This window comes from Paenirhodobacter huangdaonensis, assembly GCF_004022465.1.
Lineage (GTDB): Bacteria > Pseudomonadota > Alphaproteobacteria > Rhodobacterales > Rhodobacteraceae > Rhodobacter > Rhodobacter huangdaonensis.
In genome coordinates, this window is the sequence record NZ_SAVA01000005.1 from 62,058 (window position 1) to 77,217 (window position 15,160).

The 15,160-nt window shown below is 68.9% G+C and carries 17 protein-coding genes; 12 read left to right on the top strand and 5 right to left on the bottom strand.

Going from position 1 to position 15,160, the window contains the following annotated elements; translation table 11 throughout:
* Positions 1-41 precede the first annotated feature (41 nt).
* On the top strand, positions 42-944 hold the full coding sequence (locus tag EOW66_RS09775; RefSeq protein WP_128156192.1) for a LysR family transcriptional regulator: 903 nt from the start codon (positions 42-44) through the stop codon (positions 942-944).
* A gap of 83 nt (positions 945-1,027) precedes the next feature.
* Positions 1,028-2,008 (top strand): MBL fold metallo-hydrolase, encoded by a 981-nt coding sequence (locus EOW66_RS09780; RefSeq protein WP_128156193.1) that lies wholly within the window; start codon positions 1,028-1,030, stop codon positions 2,006-2,008.
* 3 nt (positions 2,009-2,011) lie between these two features.
* Here the strand turns inward: EOW66_RS09780 and EOW66_RS09785 are convergent, their stop codons facing one another.
* The gene (locus EOW66_RS09785) at positions 2,012-2,647 is read right to left on the bottom strand and encodes a TetR/AcrR family transcriptional regulator (RefSeq protein ID WP_128156194.1); all 636 of its coding nucleotides are present in this window, start codon (positions 2,645-2,647) and stop codon (positions 2,012-2,014) included.
* Positions 2,648-2,819: 172 nt separating this feature from the next.
* Here EOW66_RS09785 and EOW66_RS09790 point away from each other — a divergent pair, with 172 nt between their 5' ends.
* From EOW66_RS09790 to speB, 7 genes are read left to right on the top strand one after another with little or no spacing between them, the layout of a single operon-like run.
* Positions 2,820-3,872 (top strand): ABC transporter substrate-binding protein, encoded by a 1,053-nt coding sequence (locus EOW66_RS09790; RefSeq protein WP_128156195.1) that lies wholly within the window; start codon positions 2,820-2,822, stop codon positions 3,870-3,872.
* 49 nt (positions 3,873-3,921) lie between these two features.
* Entirely contained in the window at positions 3,922-4,737 is an 816-nt protein-coding gene (locus EOW66_RS09795; RefSeq protein WP_128156196.1) for an ABC transporter permease, read from the top strand.
* Positions 4,737-5,516, top strand: a complete 780-nt coding sequence (locus EOW66_RS09800) for an ABC transporter ATP-binding protein (protein ID WP_239017552.1) — start codon at positions 4,737-4,739, stop codon at positions 5,514-5,516. Before EOW66_RS09795 ends, EOW66_RS09800 begins: the two co-directional genes overlap by 1 nt.
* Positions 5,513-6,271, top strand: a complete 759-nt coding sequence (locus tag EOW66_RS09805) for an SDR family NAD(P)-dependent oxidoreductase (protein WP_128156197.1) — start codon at positions 5,513-5,515, stop codon at positions 6,269-6,271. Before EOW66_RS09800 ends, EOW66_RS09805 begins: the two co-directional genes overlap by 4 nt.
* Positions 6,265-6,972 carry an SDR family NAD(P)-dependent oxidoreductase gene (locus tag EOW66_RS09810; RefSeq protein WP_128156198.1) on the top strand — a complete coding sequence of 236 codons (708 nt, stop codon included), beginning with the start codon at positions 6,265-6,267 and terminating at the stop codon, positions 6,970-6,972. Before EOW66_RS09805 ends, EOW66_RS09810 begins: the two co-directional genes overlap by 7 nt.
* Before the next feature lie 11 nt (positions 6,973-6,983).
* Positions 6,984-7,754 (top strand): creatininase, encoded by a 771-nt coding sequence (locus tag EOW66_RS09815; protein WP_128156199.1) that lies wholly within the window; start codon positions 6,984-6,986, stop codon positions 7,752-7,754.
* Between the two features lie 11 nt (positions 7,755-7,765).
* Positions 7,766-8,740: an agmatinase gene (speB, locus tag EOW66_RS09820; RefSeq protein WP_128156200.1), complete on the top strand. Its 975-nt coding sequence runs from the start codon at positions 7,766-7,768 to the stop codon at positions 8,738-8,740.
* Between the two features lie 158 nt (positions 8,741-8,898).
* On the opposite strand, the gene EOW66_RS09825 is transcribed toward speB, so the two are convergent.
* The 3 genes from EOW66_RS09825 to EOW66_RS09835 are packed head-to-tail and all read right to left on the bottom strand — an operon-like array spanning position 8,899 to position 11,242.
* A complete protein-coding gene (locus tag EOW66_RS09825) occupies positions 8,899-10,260 on the bottom strand; it encodes a sensor histidine kinase (RefSeq protein WP_128156201.1) in 1,362 nt (453 codons plus the stop codon).
* A complete protein-coding gene (locus EOW66_RS09830; protein WP_128156202.1) occupies positions 10,257-10,928 on the bottom strand; it encodes a response regulator transcription factor in 672 nt (223 codons plus the stop codon). Before EOW66_RS09830 ends, EOW66_RS09825 begins: the two co-directional genes overlap by 4 nt.
* On the bottom strand, positions 10,928-11,242 hold the full coding sequence (locus EOW66_RS09835) for a PepSY domain-containing protein (RefSeq protein WP_128156203.1): 315 nt from the start codon (positions 11,240-11,242) through the stop codon (positions 10,928-10,930). Before EOW66_RS09835 ends, EOW66_RS09830 begins: the two co-directional genes overlap by 1 nt.
* A 307-nt stretch (positions 11,243-11,549) precedes the next feature.
* On the opposite strand from EOW66_RS09835, the gene EOW66_RS09840 reads away from it, so the two are divergent.
* The 3 genes from EOW66_RS09840 (at position 11,550) to EOW66_RS09850 (ending at position 13,691) form a co-directional block, all read left to right on the top strand.
* Positions 11,550-12,590 carry a cytochrome-c peroxidase gene (locus tag EOW66_RS09840; protein ID WP_128156204.1) on the top strand — a complete coding sequence of 347 codons (1,041 nt, stop codon included), beginning with the start codon at positions 11,550-11,552 and terminating at the stop codon, positions 12,588-12,590.
* Positions 12,591-12,736: 146 nt separating this feature from the next.
* Complete coding sequence (locus EOW66_RS09845) at positions 12,737-13,141, top strand: OsmC family protein (RefSeq protein WP_128156205.1); 405 nt, start codon at positions 12,737-12,739, stop codon at positions 13,139-13,141.
* A gap of 109 nt (positions 13,142-13,250) precedes the next feature.
* Positions 13,251-13,691 (top strand): glycine zipper domain-containing protein, encoded by a 441-nt coding sequence (locus tag EOW66_RS09850; RefSeq protein WP_128156206.1) that lies wholly within the window; start codon positions 13,251-13,253, stop codon positions 13,689-13,691.
* 629 nt (positions 13,692-14,320) lie between these two features.
* On the opposite strand, the gene EOW66_RS09855 is transcribed toward EOW66_RS09850, so the two are convergent.
* Entirely contained in the window at positions 14,321-14,806 is a 486-nt protein-coding gene (locus EOW66_RS09855; RefSeq protein WP_128156207.1) for a hypothetical protein, read from the bottom strand.
* Positions 14,807-15,160 lie beyond the last annotated feature (354 nt).

Sequence of the window (15,160 nt, forward strand, 5' to 3'; positions counted from 1 at the left end):
GAATAATGATAAATATTGGCCCAACTATCAGGATGCTGATAATGAACCTGCGCGAGATGGAACTGTTCGGCACCCTGATGCGGGTCGGGACGACAACGGAAACGGCGAAACTCCTTGGCATTTCGCAGCCGAGCGTCAGTGCGCAACTGAAGCGGCTCGAGGCGAATCTCGGGATTTCGCTGTTCCACCGCACCGGCAACCGGCTCGAGGCGACGCGCGAGGCGAACGAGCTCTTTGCCCTTTCCGCCCCAATTTTCAGCACCTATGCGCAGGTCCGTGCCCGGCTGCCGGCGCTGCGCAACGCCGCGGCACGGCCGGTGGCGATCTCGGCGACGCCGGCGCTGGTCGAGGGATTCCTCGGCCCGATCCTGATTCGCGCGGGCTATCAGAACTGGCGCAAGCGGCTGATCCTGAGAGTGAACTCGCCCGAGGAGGACCTGCGCGAGGGGGTGGCAGACATCGGCTTGCAGATGGCCTTTCCGCCCAAGGCCGAATTCCAGTCGCACGAGATCGGCACCAGCACGCTCGTCGCGGTGCTGCGCGACGATCACCCGCTTGCCCAGCGATCCGAGCTCTTCTGCGCCGCGATGCAGAAATATCCGCTGGTGTGCTACAACGCCGACTGGTCGCCGATGGGCGCGACGATCCGCGCCGCCTTCGAGGCGCAGGGGCTGAGCTATGACCCGGCCTGCATCGTGCCCTATTGCGCCAATGTCTGCGACATGGTGCGTGCCTGCGGCGGCGTCGGCATCGTCGATGCGATGACGGCGCATGAATATGCGATGCAGGGGCTGACCGCACGGCGCATCGTCGACATGCCGCCGGTGACGATCCTTGCCTTCCATCGCCGCAACGAACCGCTGAGCGCGCCGGTGCGGGATTTCCTGTCGCATCTGACACATGCCGGCAGCGCCGCCGGGCGCAAGGCACGGGCCGGGGGCTGACGGCCCGCCGCGGGCCGCGGCACTGGACAACACCGCCCGCCCGGCCCATCTGCAAGGGGCAGCCCGCCCGGAGGACGATCACCATGCTCCGCTCCCGCCCCTATGCCGGCCCCGTCAGCGACCATTTCGACGGCACGCGCTTCTACGCGCCGGGCCAGCCCTCGCCCGACCGCAGCCTGCGCGAGATCCTGCGCTGGCAGCGCGAGGGCGCCCGCGCGCCCTGGCCGAAACAGGTTGCGGTGACGCCCGCCGTGCCGCCCGCCCGCTCGGGCCCCGCGCGCGTCACCATGGTCGGCCATGCGACGATGCTGATCCAGCTGGCCGGGGTGAACCTGCTCACCGATCCGGTCTGGTCCGAACGCGCGAGCCCCTCGCGGCTGATCGGGCCACGCCGCGTCACCGCACCGGGGATCGCCTTCGACGACCTGCCGCCGATCGACGCGGTGCTGCTCAGCCACAACCACTATGACCACCTCGACATCGCCACGCTGCGCCGGCTGCAGGCGCGGCACCGGCCGCTGATGGTGATGCCGCTCGGCACCGATGCGACGGTGCGGCGCGCGGTGCAGGGGGCGCGGATCATCACCGCCGACTGGCACGAGGAGGTGCCCCTCGCCGCCGGGGTCAGCGCAACGCTGACGCCGGCGAACCACTGGTCGGCGCGCGGGCTGGGCGACCGGCGGCGGGCCCTGTGGTGCGGCTTCTGGATCGACAGCCCCGCGGCGCGGCTGTGGTTCGCGGGCGACACCGGCTATGGCGACGGCGCCCTTTTCCGCGCCATCCGCGCCCGGCACGGCGCCCCCGACCTCGCGCTGATCCCGATCGGCGCCTATGCGCCGCGCTGGTTCATGGCCGCGCAACACATCGCGCCCGACGAGGCGGTGCAGGTCTTTCGCGACATCGGCGCGCGCGCGGCGCTTGGCTTTCACTGGGGCACGTTCCAGCTGACCGACGAGCCGCGCGAGGAACCGGCCGAGCTTCTGGCCGCGGCCCTTGCCACCGCCGGCATCGCGCCCGAGCGTTTCCGCGCCTTCCGCCCGGGCGAGGTCTTTACCGAAAGCTGAGCCTCAGCGCCCCGGAAACCCGCCCGGCATCAGCGCGCTCAGGTCGTTGCGCAGGTGCTGAAGTCCGGCCTCGCAACTGCTGCCCTCGGCTGCGATGAACTCGATGAAGCGGGCGTTTTGCAGGTTGAACAGCGCCCAGCCCAGATGCGCCGGATCGACCGTTTCCGGCAGCAGCCCCGCCCCGACCATCCGCTCGATCTCGCGGATCAGCACCGAGGCAAGGCGGTTGTCGAGCTCGTGATAGAGCTTGCCGAAGCGCGGCTCGGTGCCCGAGACCGAGGCCGCGATCACCTGCCGCCAGATCGCCTTGTCGAGATGGGTCTGGGTGTGGCGGCAGACGATCTCGAAAAAGCCGAGGACCAGCTCCGCAAGGGTCGCCGTGCGGCCGCGCAGGCCGCGCTCGAGCGTTGCCAGCAGCTCGCGGTCGCTTTCCGCCACGAGCGCCAGCAGAACCCCCGATTTCGTGCCATAGTAATTGTGCACGGTGACACTGGAGACGCCGGCGATCTCGGCGATCGCCTCCATGGTGATCTTTTCGAGACCGGCCTCGAGAAACAGGCTCTTGGCGGCGGCGATGATGCGCGCCTTGCGGTCTTCCTTCTGCCGCTCGCGCAGGCTGGTGGGCTGTTGTTCCGTCATGGCGGCATCATTTCGTCTCGGGGCGGGAATTGCAATCAACAATTTACGGTCTCAAATTTTTTATTGACTAAAGAATTTTGCTCCGTATGAATTTTCTCAAGACCACCACCACTCACACGACCACCACTCGCGACATCACCAAGAAAAACGACGACCGTCAGGGAGCCCCATCATGAAGACGCTGACCATCGCCTTTGCTGCCATTGCCGCCTTGAGTGCCGGAACCGCCTCGGCCAAGGACACCATCAACGTCGGCATGTGCGTGTCCTGGCCCGGCTATGCCATGCTCGACGTGGCCAAGCAGAAGAACCTGCTGCCCGATTACGACCTCAACATCACCAATTTCGAGGACCCGCTCGGCGGCCATGCGGCGCTTGCCGCGGGGCAGATCGACGTCTACGGCTGCACCGCCGATTACGTGCCGGTCGCGGTCGAGGCCGGGCTGAACGAGGTCAACGTCGCCTATCTGAACCCCTCCTATGGCGTCGATCACGTGATCCTCGCCGCGGGCGTGGAGCCCGGCGCGCTGAAGGGCAAGAAGGTCGCCGCGCCGCAGGCCTATATCGGGCAACTCCTGATGGGGCTCTGGCTTGACCGGCAGGGGATCGCGCCCGGCGACGTGACCTGGGTGAACCTCAATGCCGACGAGGCGGTGGGGCCGATGCTCTCGGGCGATCTGGCCGCCGCCTATATGTACGAGCCCTGGATCTCGAAGGTGCTCGAGGCCGCGCCCGGCGCGAAATCGGTGGTCAACACCACCGACCCCGACATGCTGAAGACCGGCATCTTCATGGACTCGCTCTACATGAACAAGGATTTCATCGCGAAGAAGCGCGATGCGGCGCTTGCAGTGCTCAAGGCCGAATGGGACGCCCGCGGCTACTGGCATGACCATGTCGGGGAGGTGAATGCGCTGATGGCCGATTATCTGCAATGGCCGGTCGAGGACATCAACGCGGTGATCGGCACCAACGGCAAGAGCCTCGACGGCGGCATCTATGTCTTCGACTTCGACGAATCCGCCCGTACCTGCGGCGTGCTCGCCGGCGATCCGCCCTTCGGGCTGCCCAATGGCTCGATGCCCGGTTCGGTCGCGCTGACCAACGACTGGTGGGTCAAGCTTGGCCTGATGAAGGGCAAGATCGACCCCGCCAAGGGCATCGACTGCTCGCTGATGGGCGATCTTGTGGCGCAGGGCTATCGTCAGTCCTTCGGCGCAAACTGATCCCGATATCGCCCCGCGGTTCCGGCCGCGGGGAGCAACGGAGGACCCCATGTCGACCGCTTCCAGGGGGCGCAGGCCCCGGCTGCTGCAAATCCGCGTCCCGGTTTCGGGGCGGCAGGCGCTGATCTCCGCCCTCGGCATCTGGGCCCTGTTCTTCGGGATCTGGATCCTCGCCTCGGGGCTTGGCTGGGTGAACCCGATCCTGGTGCCGCCGCCCGGCAAGGTCTTTGCCACCATCATCCGGCTCTTCGCCGAGCAGGGCTTCGGCGCCGATGTGCTGATCTCCATCGGGCGGGTGCTGATCGCCTTCGCACTCGCCAGCCTCGTCGCGGTGCCGCTCGGCGTCGCGATGGGCGCCTTCCCGGCGATCGACGCGGTGCTTGCGCCCTTCGTCTCGGCCTGGCGCTACCTGCCGGCGCCCTCCTTCATCCCGATCCTGCTGATGTGGTTCGGCACCGGCGAGACGCCGAAGCTCGCGCTCCTTTTCCTGGGCGTGATCTTCTTCCTCGTCACCCTGATCGCCGATCACACCCGCGAGGTCCGCAAGGAGCTGATCGAGACCGCGCTGACGCTGGGCGCCAATCGCCGGGTCACCGTGTTTCAGGTGATGCTGCCCGCGGTGCTGCCCAATATCCTCGTCGCGATGCGGCAGATGCTCGCCGTCGTCTGGACCTATCTGGTGATCGCCGAGATCGTCGCCTCCACCACCGGCATCGGCGCGATGATGATGCGCGCGCGCCGGTTTCTCAAGACCGACGAGATCCTCGCCGGCATCATCGTGATCGGCGCGCTCGGCATGGCCTGCGACATGGCCTTCGCCCTTCTGCACCGCCGCCTCTTCCCCTATCTGGAGGACAAGCGCTGATGTCCGCCCTGCTCAAGATCCAGAACGTTTCCAAGACCTTCGATCTTCCCGGCGGGCAGGCGCTCACCGCGGTCGACGATGTCTCCTTCGCCGTCGAGAAGGGCTCGATCTGCGTGCTGCTCGGCCCCTCGGGCAGTGGCAAGTCCACGCTTTTGCGGATGATCGCGGGGCTTGAAACCCAGACCTCGGGCGCCGTGCTGCTCAACGACACCCCGATCGACGGGCCCGGGCGCGAGCGCGGCATGGTGTTTCAGGCCTACAGCTCGTTCGACTGGATGTCGGTCGGCAAGAATGTCGAATTTGGCATGAAGATCAATGGCGTGCCCGCGGCCGAGCGGCGCGCGCGGGCCGAACGCTTCATCGGCCTCGTCGGGCTGTCGAAATTCATCGACGCCTATCCCTCGCGGCTTTCGGGGGGCATGCGGCAGCGCGTGGCAATCGCCCGCACGCTGGCGAACGCCCCCGAGGTGCTCTTGATGGACGAGCCCTTCGGCGCGCTCGATGCCGAGACCCGCTGGCAGATGCAGGAGCTGATGATCGAGGTGGCCGAGGCTTCGGGCACCACGATGATCATCGTCACCCACGACATCGAGGAGGCGATCTTCCTTGCCGACAAGATCGTCTTCCTGTCGAGCCACCCGGGCCGGCTGAAGGAGGAGATCCTTCCCGATTTCAAGCCCGGCCGGCTGCGCAACAAGGAAGATGTGATCTCGCTGCCGGGCTACGCCGAGATGGAGCGCAAGATCATGCGCATGATGCGCGAGGAGGGGCACAAATGACCGGCATCGACTTTTCCGGCCGCACGGTCGTCATCACCGGATCGAGCCGGGGCATCGGGCTGGGCGTGGCCGAAGGCTTCGCCCGCGCCGGCGCGACGCTGCACCTGATCGCGAATGACGCCGCGGTGCATGCCCGCGCCGCGGATCTCGGCGCGACCGCGGCCGAGGCGGATATCTCGGTGAAATCCGAGGTGCTCCGCGCCCTCGCCCCGCTTGCCCGCATCGACGTGCTGATCAACAACGCAGGCCTTGAGCTGATGACGCCGATCACCGGGGCGGATGACGCAACGACCGACGCTTTCCGCCGGGTGATCGACATCAACGTCACCGGCACCGCACTGGTCACCGCCACGGCGCTCGGCCGGATGGGCACGGGGGGCGCGATCGTCAACACCGCCTCGATCTGGGGCCGCGTCGCCGAGCCCGGTTTCGGCGCCTATGTCGCCTCGAAACACGCGATCATCGGGTTGACGAAGACCTGGGCGCGCGAGCTGGGCCCCCGCGGCATCCGGGTGAACGCGGTCTGCCCGGGCTGGGTGCGGACCGAGGCCTCGATGCGCTCGCTCGGCCGGATCGCCGCCGGGGCGGGCCGCGCCGAGGAGGATCTGCTCACCGAGATCGTCGCCGGGCAGGCCCTGCCGGGGCTGATGGAGCCGCCCGACATGGCCCCCACCTATCTGTTTCTGGCCTCCGACCTTGCCGCGAACATCACCGGCCAGTCGCTGGGCGTCGACCGAGGAGAAGTCCCATGGTGAAACCGCTTGCGGGCAAGCGTGCCCTTGTCACCGGCGCGGCGAGCGGCATCGGCCGCGCGACGGCGCTGGCATTGCAGGAGGCGGGCGCCGAGGTCACCGGCCTTGATCTGCGCGCCGCCGAGGCCCCATTCCAGATCCTGGCCTGCGATCTTGCCGACGAGGCGCAGATCGTCGCCGCGGTCGCCGGCGCGGCGGCGCGGATGGGCGGGATCGACATTCTGGTGAACAACGCCGGCATCCTCGAGGAAGCGCCGCTTGGTGCGCTGAGCGCCGCCCATATCGACCGGATGTTCGCAGTGAACGTGCGCGGCGCGATGCTGGTCGCGCGTGAGGTGCTGCCGCATCTGCCGGACGGCGGGCGGATCATCAACACCGTCTCGGAACTCGCCTATCTCGGCCGCGCCAATGCCTCGGTCTATGCCGCGACCAAGGCGGCGATGCTGGGCGCGACCCGCTCCTGGGCGCGCGAACTTGCGCCGCGGGTGCTGGTGAACGCCGTCGCCCCCGGGCCGACCGACACGCCGCTGCTGGGCTTCGAGAGGCTCGACGCCCGGGCGCAGGCCGAGGAAACCGCCTACCCGATCGGCCGCATCGGCCGCCCCGAGGAAGTCGCGGCCGCCGTCGTCTTCCTCGCCGGCCCCGGCGCCACGCTCTTTATCGGACAATGCCTTGGCGCCAATGGCGGCGCGGTGATGATGTGATGGACCAGACGATGACCGAAACCGTTTTCTATGCCGAACTGCCCTGGCCCGAGGTCGAGGCCCGGATCGCCGCCGGGGCGCCGGTGTTCCTGCCGCTCGGCGCGACCGAGCAGCATGGCCGGCACATGGCGCTGAACGTGGATGTGGTGCTGCCCACCGCGATTGCCGCGCGCGCGGCGGCCGCGGTCGGCGGGCTGGTGCTGCCGACGCTCGCCTATGGCAATCGCTCGCAGCCGAAAACCGGCGGCGGACCGGGCTTTCCGGGCACGATCAACCTGAGCGCACAGACCTTCGCACTGATCCTGCGTGACGTGATTTGCGATCTCTTCCGCCAGAAGGTACGCAAGATCGTCACCGTGAACGGGCATTACGAGAATATCGGCCCGACGATCGAGGGGATCGAGCTTGCCCTCGACGCGATCGGGCGCGACCGCAGCGATGGCCTCGTGATCCTGCGCGTCGATCACTGGGACATGGTGCAGGGCGCGACGCTCGAGCGGATCTTCCCCGACGGCTATCCGGGGATCGAACTCGAGCATGCCTCGGTGATCGAGACCTCGATGATGATGGCGCTGCGCCCCGAGCTTGTCGATCTGACGAAGGCCGCCCATGACGGCCCCGCCGCCTTCCTGCCCTATGACCGCTACCCCAAGCCCTGCGCCGAGGTGCCGCCCTCGGGCGTGCTGTCGCTGACCGAAGGGTCTTCGGCGGAAAAGGGCGAATGGCTGCTGGCCGATTGCACGGCGGGCATCGTGGCCGCCGTCGCCCGCGAATTCAACTGAGGACGCTGAAAATGACCAAGTTCCACCAGCCCATCGACGCCGCCGAAGTGCCGCGCTTTGCCGGGCTTTCGACCTTCATGCGCCTGCCCGCCGTGGCCACGGCCGCGGGGCTCGACATCGCGCTCGTCGGCATTCCGTGGGATGGCGGCACGACGAACCGCGCCGGCGCCCGCCACGGGCCCCGCGAGGTGCGCAACATGTCGAGCCTGATGCGCAGCGCGCACCATGCCTCGGGCGTGGCGCCTTTCGAGATCGCCAATATCGCCGATGTCGGCGATCTGTCGGTGAACCCGATCGACGTGATGGACGGCATCGCACGGATCGAGGCCGGCATGGCGGCGATCGTCGCGACCGGCGCGCTGCCGCTTGCCGTCGGAGGCGATCACCTGACCACCCTGCCCTCGCTGCGCGCCGTCGCGCGCGGCCCGCGGGGTGGCGGCAAGCCGCTGGGCATGCTCCATTTCGATGCGCATTCCGACACCAACGACACCTATTTCGGCGGCAACCGCTTCACCCACGGCACCCCCTTCCGCCGCGCGATCGAGGAAGGCGTGCTCGACCCGAAGCGCGTGGTGCAGATCGGCATCCGTGGCTCGGTCTATGAGCCGGGCGAGCATGACTGGGCGAAGGCGCAGGGCATCCGCATCATCTACATGGAAGAATTCGTGGCCCGCGGCCCCGCGGCGGTGATCGCCGAGGCGCTCGAGATCGTCGGGCAGGAGCCCACCTACATCACCTTCGACATCGACTCGATCGACCCGTCGATGGCGCCCGGCACCGGCACGCCCGAAATTGGCGGCTTCACCACCCGCGAGGCGCAGCAGATGCTGCGCCTGCTTGGCCCGGTCAACATCGCCGGCGCCGATGTGGTCGAGGTGGCGCCGCCCTTCGACGTCGGCGGCATGACCGCGCTCGCCGGCGCGACGGTGATGTTCGAGCTGATGTGCGTGATGGCGACGCAGGTCGATCAGCGCCGCAACGGCTGAAAAACCGCGGCGGCCCGGGCGAGCGGCTTCGCCCCCCGCCCGGGCACGCAAAGCCCGCTGCGGATGCCGGGCCGCCTCCCGCGGCGGGCACGGACCGGGGGCACCGCGCTGGTTCGACGGCTGGTTTGCCGAAAACGCGCGCGCGCTTTCGCCGGACCTCATTGGCGCGGCGGGCCGCACACCCCGGGCAGCCGCAGCCGCGCCTCGAGCCCCGGCGTCGCCGGATGCAGCGTCAGCTCGCCCTCCAGCGCCTCGGCGATGTCGCGGGCGATGGCGAGCCCGAGCCCGCTGCCCTGACCTTGCGTGTCGGCACGGGCCCCACGCGCCATCAGCGCCCCGATCCGGTCGGCGGGAATGCCCGGGCCATCATCGCAAACCGAGATCGTGACCGCGCCCTCGGCGGCAACCGCGGTGATCCGGACCCTCCGGCGGGCATGGCGCGCCGCATTCTCGATCAGCGCGCCAAGGGCCTCGGTCAGGTCATCGGGATCGGCGGCAACCGCCAGCCCGGCCGGCACCTCGAGCTGCCAATCGCGCCCCGCCCCCGCCCCGGTGCGCCGCACGACCCGCAGCACGCCGGCAAGGGCGGGGGCGATCTCGGCGCGCGCCTCGTGCCCGCGCATGGCGACGCGGGTGCGCGCCAGCTCGCGGTCGACATGGCGGCGCATCGCCCCGGCAATCGCCTCGATGTCAGCCGCGACGCCGGCCCGGCCCTCGGCCCGCAGCCGGCCCGCCTCGCCCAGAAGCGCCTGCAGCGGCGTCTTCAGCCCATGCGCCAGATCGCCGGCGCGGGTGCGGGCCCGTGCCACCTCCTCGCCCCGCGCCGCAAGCAGCGCGTCGACCTCGCGCACCAGCGGCAGCACCTCGACCGGGAAATCGGCCCCGAGCCGCCGCGCCCGCCCCGAGCGCACGTCGGCCACGCGCTGCCGGATCACCCGGAGCGGACGCAGGCCGACGGCGATCTGCACCCATCCGGCGAGGATCAGCGCCACGGTCAGCACCACCGAATAGGGCGCGAGGTCGGAGATGAAGCCGTTGCGCGCTGCGGCGAGCTCGGTCCGGTCCATCGCCACGGTGGCCCGCATCCCCGCCCCGCCGAGCCGGCGCGGCAGCACGACGCTGCGCTCGATCGCCAGCAACGGCTGCCCCGCCGGCCCCGACAATTCGTGCACATGTTCCGCCCCGTCCCGCAGCTCGTCGCGCGGCAGCGGAATCTCGTAATCCCACAGCGAGCGCGAGCGCAGCATCCCGCCCTCGGCCGCGATCTGCCAGTAAAGCCCGCCATAGGGGCGCTGGAACCGCGGATCGGCGGGGGTGGCGGTCTGTTCCAGCGCGCCCGAGGGGGCGCGTTCGACACCGGCCAGCACTTGGTCAAGCTGCACCGACAGCTCGACCAGGGCGCGGCGCTTCACATGCGCATCGAAGAGCGCGGCCAGCCCAAGAGACGAGAGCGTGATCGCCACCGCCACCGTGACCGCCCCGGCACAGGCCAGCCGCACCCGCAGCGAAAGCCGCCTCACAGCGCATCCCCCGCTGTTTCGAGGAAATAGCCAAAGCCGCGCCGGGTGCCGATCACCCCTGGCCCCAGCTTGCGCCGCAACCGGGCGACCACCGCCTCGAGCGCATTGACCTCGCGCAGTTCATTGTCGCCGTAAAGATGGTCGAGCAGCTCGGTCGGCGGCACCACCCGGTCGCGGTTGAGCAGCAGATAGACCAGCAGCCGGTATTCCAGCGCCGTCGTCTGCACCGGCCGGTTCTGCCGCATCACCGACATCCGGTTGGTATCGAGCGCCAGACTGCCGGCGCGCAGCACGGCGCTGCCGCGGCCGGCCGAGCGCCGGATCAGCGCCCGCGCGCGCGCCACCAGCTCCTCCATGCGGAACGGCTTCGGCAGATAATCGTCCGCGCCGGCGTCGATCCCCTCGACCCGCTCGGTCCAGGTGCCGCGCGCGGTCAGCACCAGCACCGGCATCTCCCGGCCGTTGGCGCGCCAGCGCTTCAGCACCGTCAGCCCGTCGAGCCGCGGCAGGCCGAGATCCAGCACCACGAGGTCGTACTCCTCGGTATCGCCGAGAAACCACGCGGTGTCGCCGTCGGTGCAGAACTCGACCCGCAGCCCGGCAGCGCCCAGTGCGGCGCCGAGATCGGCCGCGATCCTCGGATCATCCTCGACGGCCAGCACCCGCATCAGTGCCCGCCTCCCGGATCGGACGGCAGCATCCCCCCCGTGGCGGCATCGACCCCGACCTCGAAGATCCGGCCGTCGGGCGTGATCAGCTTGATCCCGTAGACCAGCCGGCCGCGCTCTTGCCGCAGCTCGACCTCGAGCAACCGGGCCCCGAACCTCTGTTCGACCGGCGCCAGAAGCGCATGCAGCGGGCGGATCTCGCCACGCTCCAATGCCCTCTGGGCGCGGTTGTGGTCATGCTCGGGATCCGCCGCGGCGGGCAGGCCGGCGACGGCCCCCAGAAGCATCGACAGGAGAAGGAGCGGCGGTCTCATCGTCGAGCTATAGACCGCACAACCTGACGTGATCCTGACGGACGGCTTGCGCCGGGTGCAACCCCGCCCCGATGTTGCCGCAACACGTCTGGCGTGTGCTGTCAGGCTTCTGTCAGCGCGAGGTTGCTAGATCTGGCACGAAGATCGGTGCGATCACGTTTCCCCGCGGCGGCCAGAGACCCGACTTGCTTTCGAGATCCGGGATTTCCCCGCCCGGGCCGCTTTGCCGCCGTCGTCGGTCGCACCCTTCCCGCCCCCCCGGGGTCGTCCGGCAACGGTCGGCCATTCTTGCCATGAGGTATCTGCCATGAAACCAGTACTCGCAGCCCTGACCCTGATCGGCGCGCAAGCCGGTGTCGCCGTCGCGGCCAATCCTGCCATCGACGACGCCGCGCTGCGCAGCGATGCCCAGGGCGTCTTCGAGCCGATCCCGCAGGCCCCCGATCCGGCGCCCGCCCCGGCCCAGGCCGAGCTTGGCAAGATGCTGTTCTTCGAACCCCGTCTGTCCGAGGCGCATAACATCAGCTGTAACACCTGCCACAACCTCTCGACCGGCGGCGTCGACCTGTCCAGTGTCTCGCTCGGGCATCGCTGGCAGAAAGGCGGGCGCAACTCGCCGACGGTGCTGAACTCGACCTACAACTTCGCCCAGTTCTGGGACGGGCGGGCCGCGAACCTGATCGAACAGGCGGGCGGGCCGATGCAGAACCCGGTCGAGATGGCCTCGAACCCGAACCATGTCGTCGAGATGCTGAAGGCGATCCCCGGCTATACGCCGATCTTCGCCACCGCCTTCCCCGAGACAACCGACCCGGTCACCTTCGAGAATGCGACCGCAGCGATTGCCGCCTTCGAGGACACGCTGATCACCCCGAACGCGCCCTTCGACCGCTGGCTGCAGGGCGACGATGCGGCGATGACCGAGGAGCAGAAGCAGGGGTTGTCGCTCTTCATGTCGGCCGGCTGCAGCAGCTGCCACAACGGCATGAACATCGGCGGCAACAGCTATCAGGTGTTCGGCGTCGTCGCCCAGCCCGCCCCGTCGGTCCGGCCGCCCGAGGACATGGGGCGCTATGCCGTCACCAAGGACGAGGCCGACAAATACGCCTACAAGGTGCCGACGCTGCGCAACATCGCCCTGACGGCGCCCTATTTCCACTCCGGCGCGGTCTGGGACCTCAAGGAGGCGGTGAAGGTGATGGCCGACGCGCAGCTCGGCGCACAGCTTGATGACCAGCAGCTCGGGCAGATCGTGGCCTTCCTCGGCAGCCTGACCGGCGACATGCCGCAGATCGTGTATCCCGTGCTTCCGGCCAGCGTCGCCGGAACGCCGCACCCGATGCCCTGATCCGCACGCCCCGAACCGCCCTGCCGGCCCTGACGCCGGCAGGGACGACCGTCTTCGCGCTTGACCCGGGCCGCAGGATCCGCTCGAATTTCGTCACCGCGACGGCCGCGACGCCGCCCGCCCCGCTGACGGAACTGGATCAACAGATGATGGACTATCGCGTTCACGCCCGGCGCATCGACGCGCATGGCAGTCTCGCCCGGGCGAAGGCGGCCGAGGTGGTTCTGGATACCGATCTTGCCGGGCGGCAGGATGCGATGAACCCGGTCGAGCTGCTGCTCTCCGCACTTGCCGCCTGCATGCTGAAGGGGATCGAGCGGGTCACGCCGATGCTGCAGTTCCAGATCGACGGGGTCGAGGTCACGCTCGAGGCGCTGCGCCAGGATGCGCCGCCGAAACTGGTGGCAATCCGCTACGAGATCGTGGTGGACAGCGCCGAGACCGAGCAGCGGCTGGACCTGCTGCACCGCAACATCCTGAAATACGGCACGATCTCGAACACCCTCTCGGCCGCGGTGCCGCTTGAGGGGCATCTGCGGCGGAAGGGCTAGACCGCGGCACGCCGACCGGACGCGGCGTCGCGCCGGCATTATCGGCTTGCAAATTCGTTCACGGTCCTGTGATCTTCCGCAGGTAAACGACCGTCAATTTGGAAACATCATGTTCAGAAAACCCGCAGCGCTGCTTTGCACCGGCGCGTTCCTCTTGCTTGCGGCCTGCGAGCCGGTGCAGCCGCTCGCCGAATACCGCCCCGCCGTCGACCCCGGCAAGACCAATCAGGCGCGCTACGAGAAGGATCTCGAGGCCTGCCGCACCGTCGCCCTGCAGGTCGAGGCGGATTACAAGGCGCGCCAGCAGAAGGAGATGGGCAAGAACCTTGCCGCGGGCCTCATTGTCGGCGCGCTGGTGGGGGCGGCGGCCGGCACCCACACCGGCTACCGCAACGACTACATCCTGACCGGCGCCGCAGTCGGGGCCGCCGCCGGGGCCGGAGCGGGCGACTATGACCACGATCTGGTCACCTACGGCCCGCGCCGCGTCGTCGACCGCTGCATGGCCGGACGCGGCTACACGCTGCTGACCGATTTCGGCCGCGGCTGATCGCGCGCCCTGCCCGCCCCGAAAGCCCGTCCCTCGTGGCGGGCTTTTGCCGTTCCGCCAGCGCGGCGCGACCTTTTCCGACGGCCCCTGCAGCGCACAGGCGGCGGTTGTGCACGCGGCCCCCCTGCGCAAGTTTCACCCGGTCGCAGTTCCGCCGGTGCAGACCGTTTTTCGCACCGGCCGCTGACAGGGATCGCTGAACGATGTTGGCGAAACAGCGCTGTCTGGAGCAGGCCGAACAGGCCAGGCAGGGCAAGCCCGGGGCAGCGGTTCCGGTCGCGTTCTGGCAGCACCATCCCGTTGCGGATCAGCACGAAGAGCGGCTCGCCGACGCGACCTGCGCCTTTCAGGCCCGCTTCGACTGCGATCTGGTGACGATCACACCCGCCTCGAGTTTCCAGCTGCGCGACCTCGGGCAGACGGACAGCTGGACCGGCGATCCGATCGGCCGGCGGACATTCGGCCCCGGCCCGGTCGGCACCCCCGAGGCCCTGTCCATCGCGCTCGGCGCCCTGACCGCGCCCCCCGGTGCCGACCGGCGGCCCGCCCGGGCACCCGCGCTCCGGCTAAGCCGGGCCGATCCCCGGGGCAGGCGGAACCGCTTCGAAGCCAGAACGCCCCTGCCCGCTTCAGGAACACTGCATCAGGTAGTTCTGCTGGGCGGTGTCCAGCATGCCGTCCAGAAGGGTCATCCCGAGCGGGCTGTCGGAGACGTCCGGCACCTGACCAAGCGGGCCACGCTCGCGCAGCACCTTGAGCAGCAGGTCAGGATGATACTGGCGCAGCATGGAGCCGAACACCAGGGAGAAGGCCATGCCCTGCTGCGGGGTCAGCGCCCCCATCGTCGCAACCGTCGGCACGGACAGTCCCGAAACCCGCGCCGCCTCGACGGGATCCGCGTTCTGGTTCGCCTCCAGGACGGCGCCGATCCGCTCGATTTCGGCCGCCGGCCGGGTCGCCACCCCGCCCTCGATTTCCCGCAGCGCGCTGCATTGCGCCGGCGAAAAGCTCATTGGAGCGTCGGAGGACGGCAGCGTGGCAAATTGCGCCGCCGCAGGCAGGGCTGGCGCGGCGAGCGCACCGAAGGCGGCAAGAAGAAGAAGGGAGGTGCGCATCGAGATTTCCCGGCGACATGTGTCAGTTCGAGAAAAGCAATGCCACGAAACCGGAGCGGAAAACAGGTGGGCGTCATCCTCTCTCCCGGGGGACGGCCAGATCCCGCCGCCCGACCGCAAGGGGGATCGTCAGCACCGCCCGGAGCCCCGGGGACCGCCGCCACCGAAAGCCTGAGCCCGGCGATCCGGAAATTCGCCAAAGACCAACATATCGCCGCGAAGACCATGGCCAAGCCGCAGAAAACAGGCCATCCTTGCCCCGATTGCAGGAGGGTTCATCTTGGATATTCTCGATCATTTCAAGGAACTGGCGGTATTTTCCCGGGTCCGGTCGCGGTGCCTTGCGCCTTTGGC

Excerpts from the sequence above, each read along its gene's own strand:
- EOW66_RS09775 (WP_128156192.1), top strand. The coding sequence starts at position 42 with ATGAACCTGCGCGAGATGGAACTGTTCGGCACCCTGATGCGGGTCGGG.
- EOW66_RS09780 (WP_128156193.1), top strand. The coding sequence starts at position 1,028 with ATGCTCCGCTCCCGCCCCTATGCCGGCCCCGTCAGCGACCATTTCGAC.
- EOW66_RS09785 (WP_128156194.1), bottom strand. The coding sequence starts at position 2,647 with ATGACGGAACAACAGCCCACCAGCCTGCGCGAGCGGCAGAAGGAAGAC.
- EOW66_RS09790 (WP_128156195.1), top strand. The coding sequence starts at position 2,820 with ATGAAGACGCTGACCATCGCCTTTGCTGCCATTGCCGCCTTGAGTGCC.
- EOW66_RS09795 (WP_128156196.1), top strand. The coding sequence starts at position 3,922 with ATGTCGACCGCTTCCAGGGGGCGCAGGCCCCGGCTGCTGCAAATCCGC.
- EOW66_RS09800 (WP_239017552.1), top strand. The coding sequence starts at position 4,737 with ATGTCCGCCCTGCTCAAGATCCAGAACGTTTCCAAGACCTTCGATCTT.
- EOW66_RS09805 (WP_128156197.1), top strand. The coding sequence starts at position 5,513 with ATGACCGGCATCGACTTTTCCGGCCGCACGGTCGTCATCACCGGATCG.
- EOW66_RS09810 (WP_128156198.1), top strand. The coding sequence starts at position 6,265 with ATGGTGAAACCGCTTGCGGGCAAGCGTGCCCTTGTCACCGGCGCGGCG.
- EOW66_RS09815 (WP_128156199.1), top strand. The coding sequence starts at position 6,984 with ATGACCGAAACCGTTTTCTATGCCGAACTGCCCTGGCCCGAGGTCGAG.
- speB (WP_128156200.1), top strand. The coding sequence starts at position 7,766 with ATGACCAAGTTCCACCAGCCCATCGACGCCGCCGAAGTGCCGCGCTTT.
- EOW66_RS09830 (WP_128156202.1), bottom strand. The coding sequence starts at position 10,928 with ATGCGGGTGCTGGCCGTCGAGGATGATCCGAGGATCGCGGCCGATCTC.
- EOW66_RS09835 (WP_128156203.1), bottom strand. The coding sequence starts at position 11,242 with ATGAGACCGCCGCTCCTTCTCCTGTCGATGCTTCTGGGGGCCGTCGCC.
- EOW66_RS09840 (WP_128156204.1), top strand. The coding sequence starts at position 11,550 with ATGAAACCAGTACTCGCAGCCCTGACCCTGATCGGCGCGCAAGCCGGT.
- EOW66_RS09845 (WP_128156205.1), top strand. The coding sequence starts at position 12,737 with ATGATGGACTATCGCGTTCACGCCCGGCGCATCGACGCGCATGGCAGT.
- EOW66_RS09850 (WP_128156206.1), top strand. The coding sequence starts at position 13,251 with ATGTTCAGAAAACCCGCAGCGCTGCTTTGCACCGGCGCGTTCCTCTTG.
- EOW66_RS09855 (WP_128156207.1), bottom strand. The coding sequence starts at position 14,806 with ATGCGCACCTCCCTTCTTCTTCTTGCCGCCTTCGGTGCGCTCGCCGCG.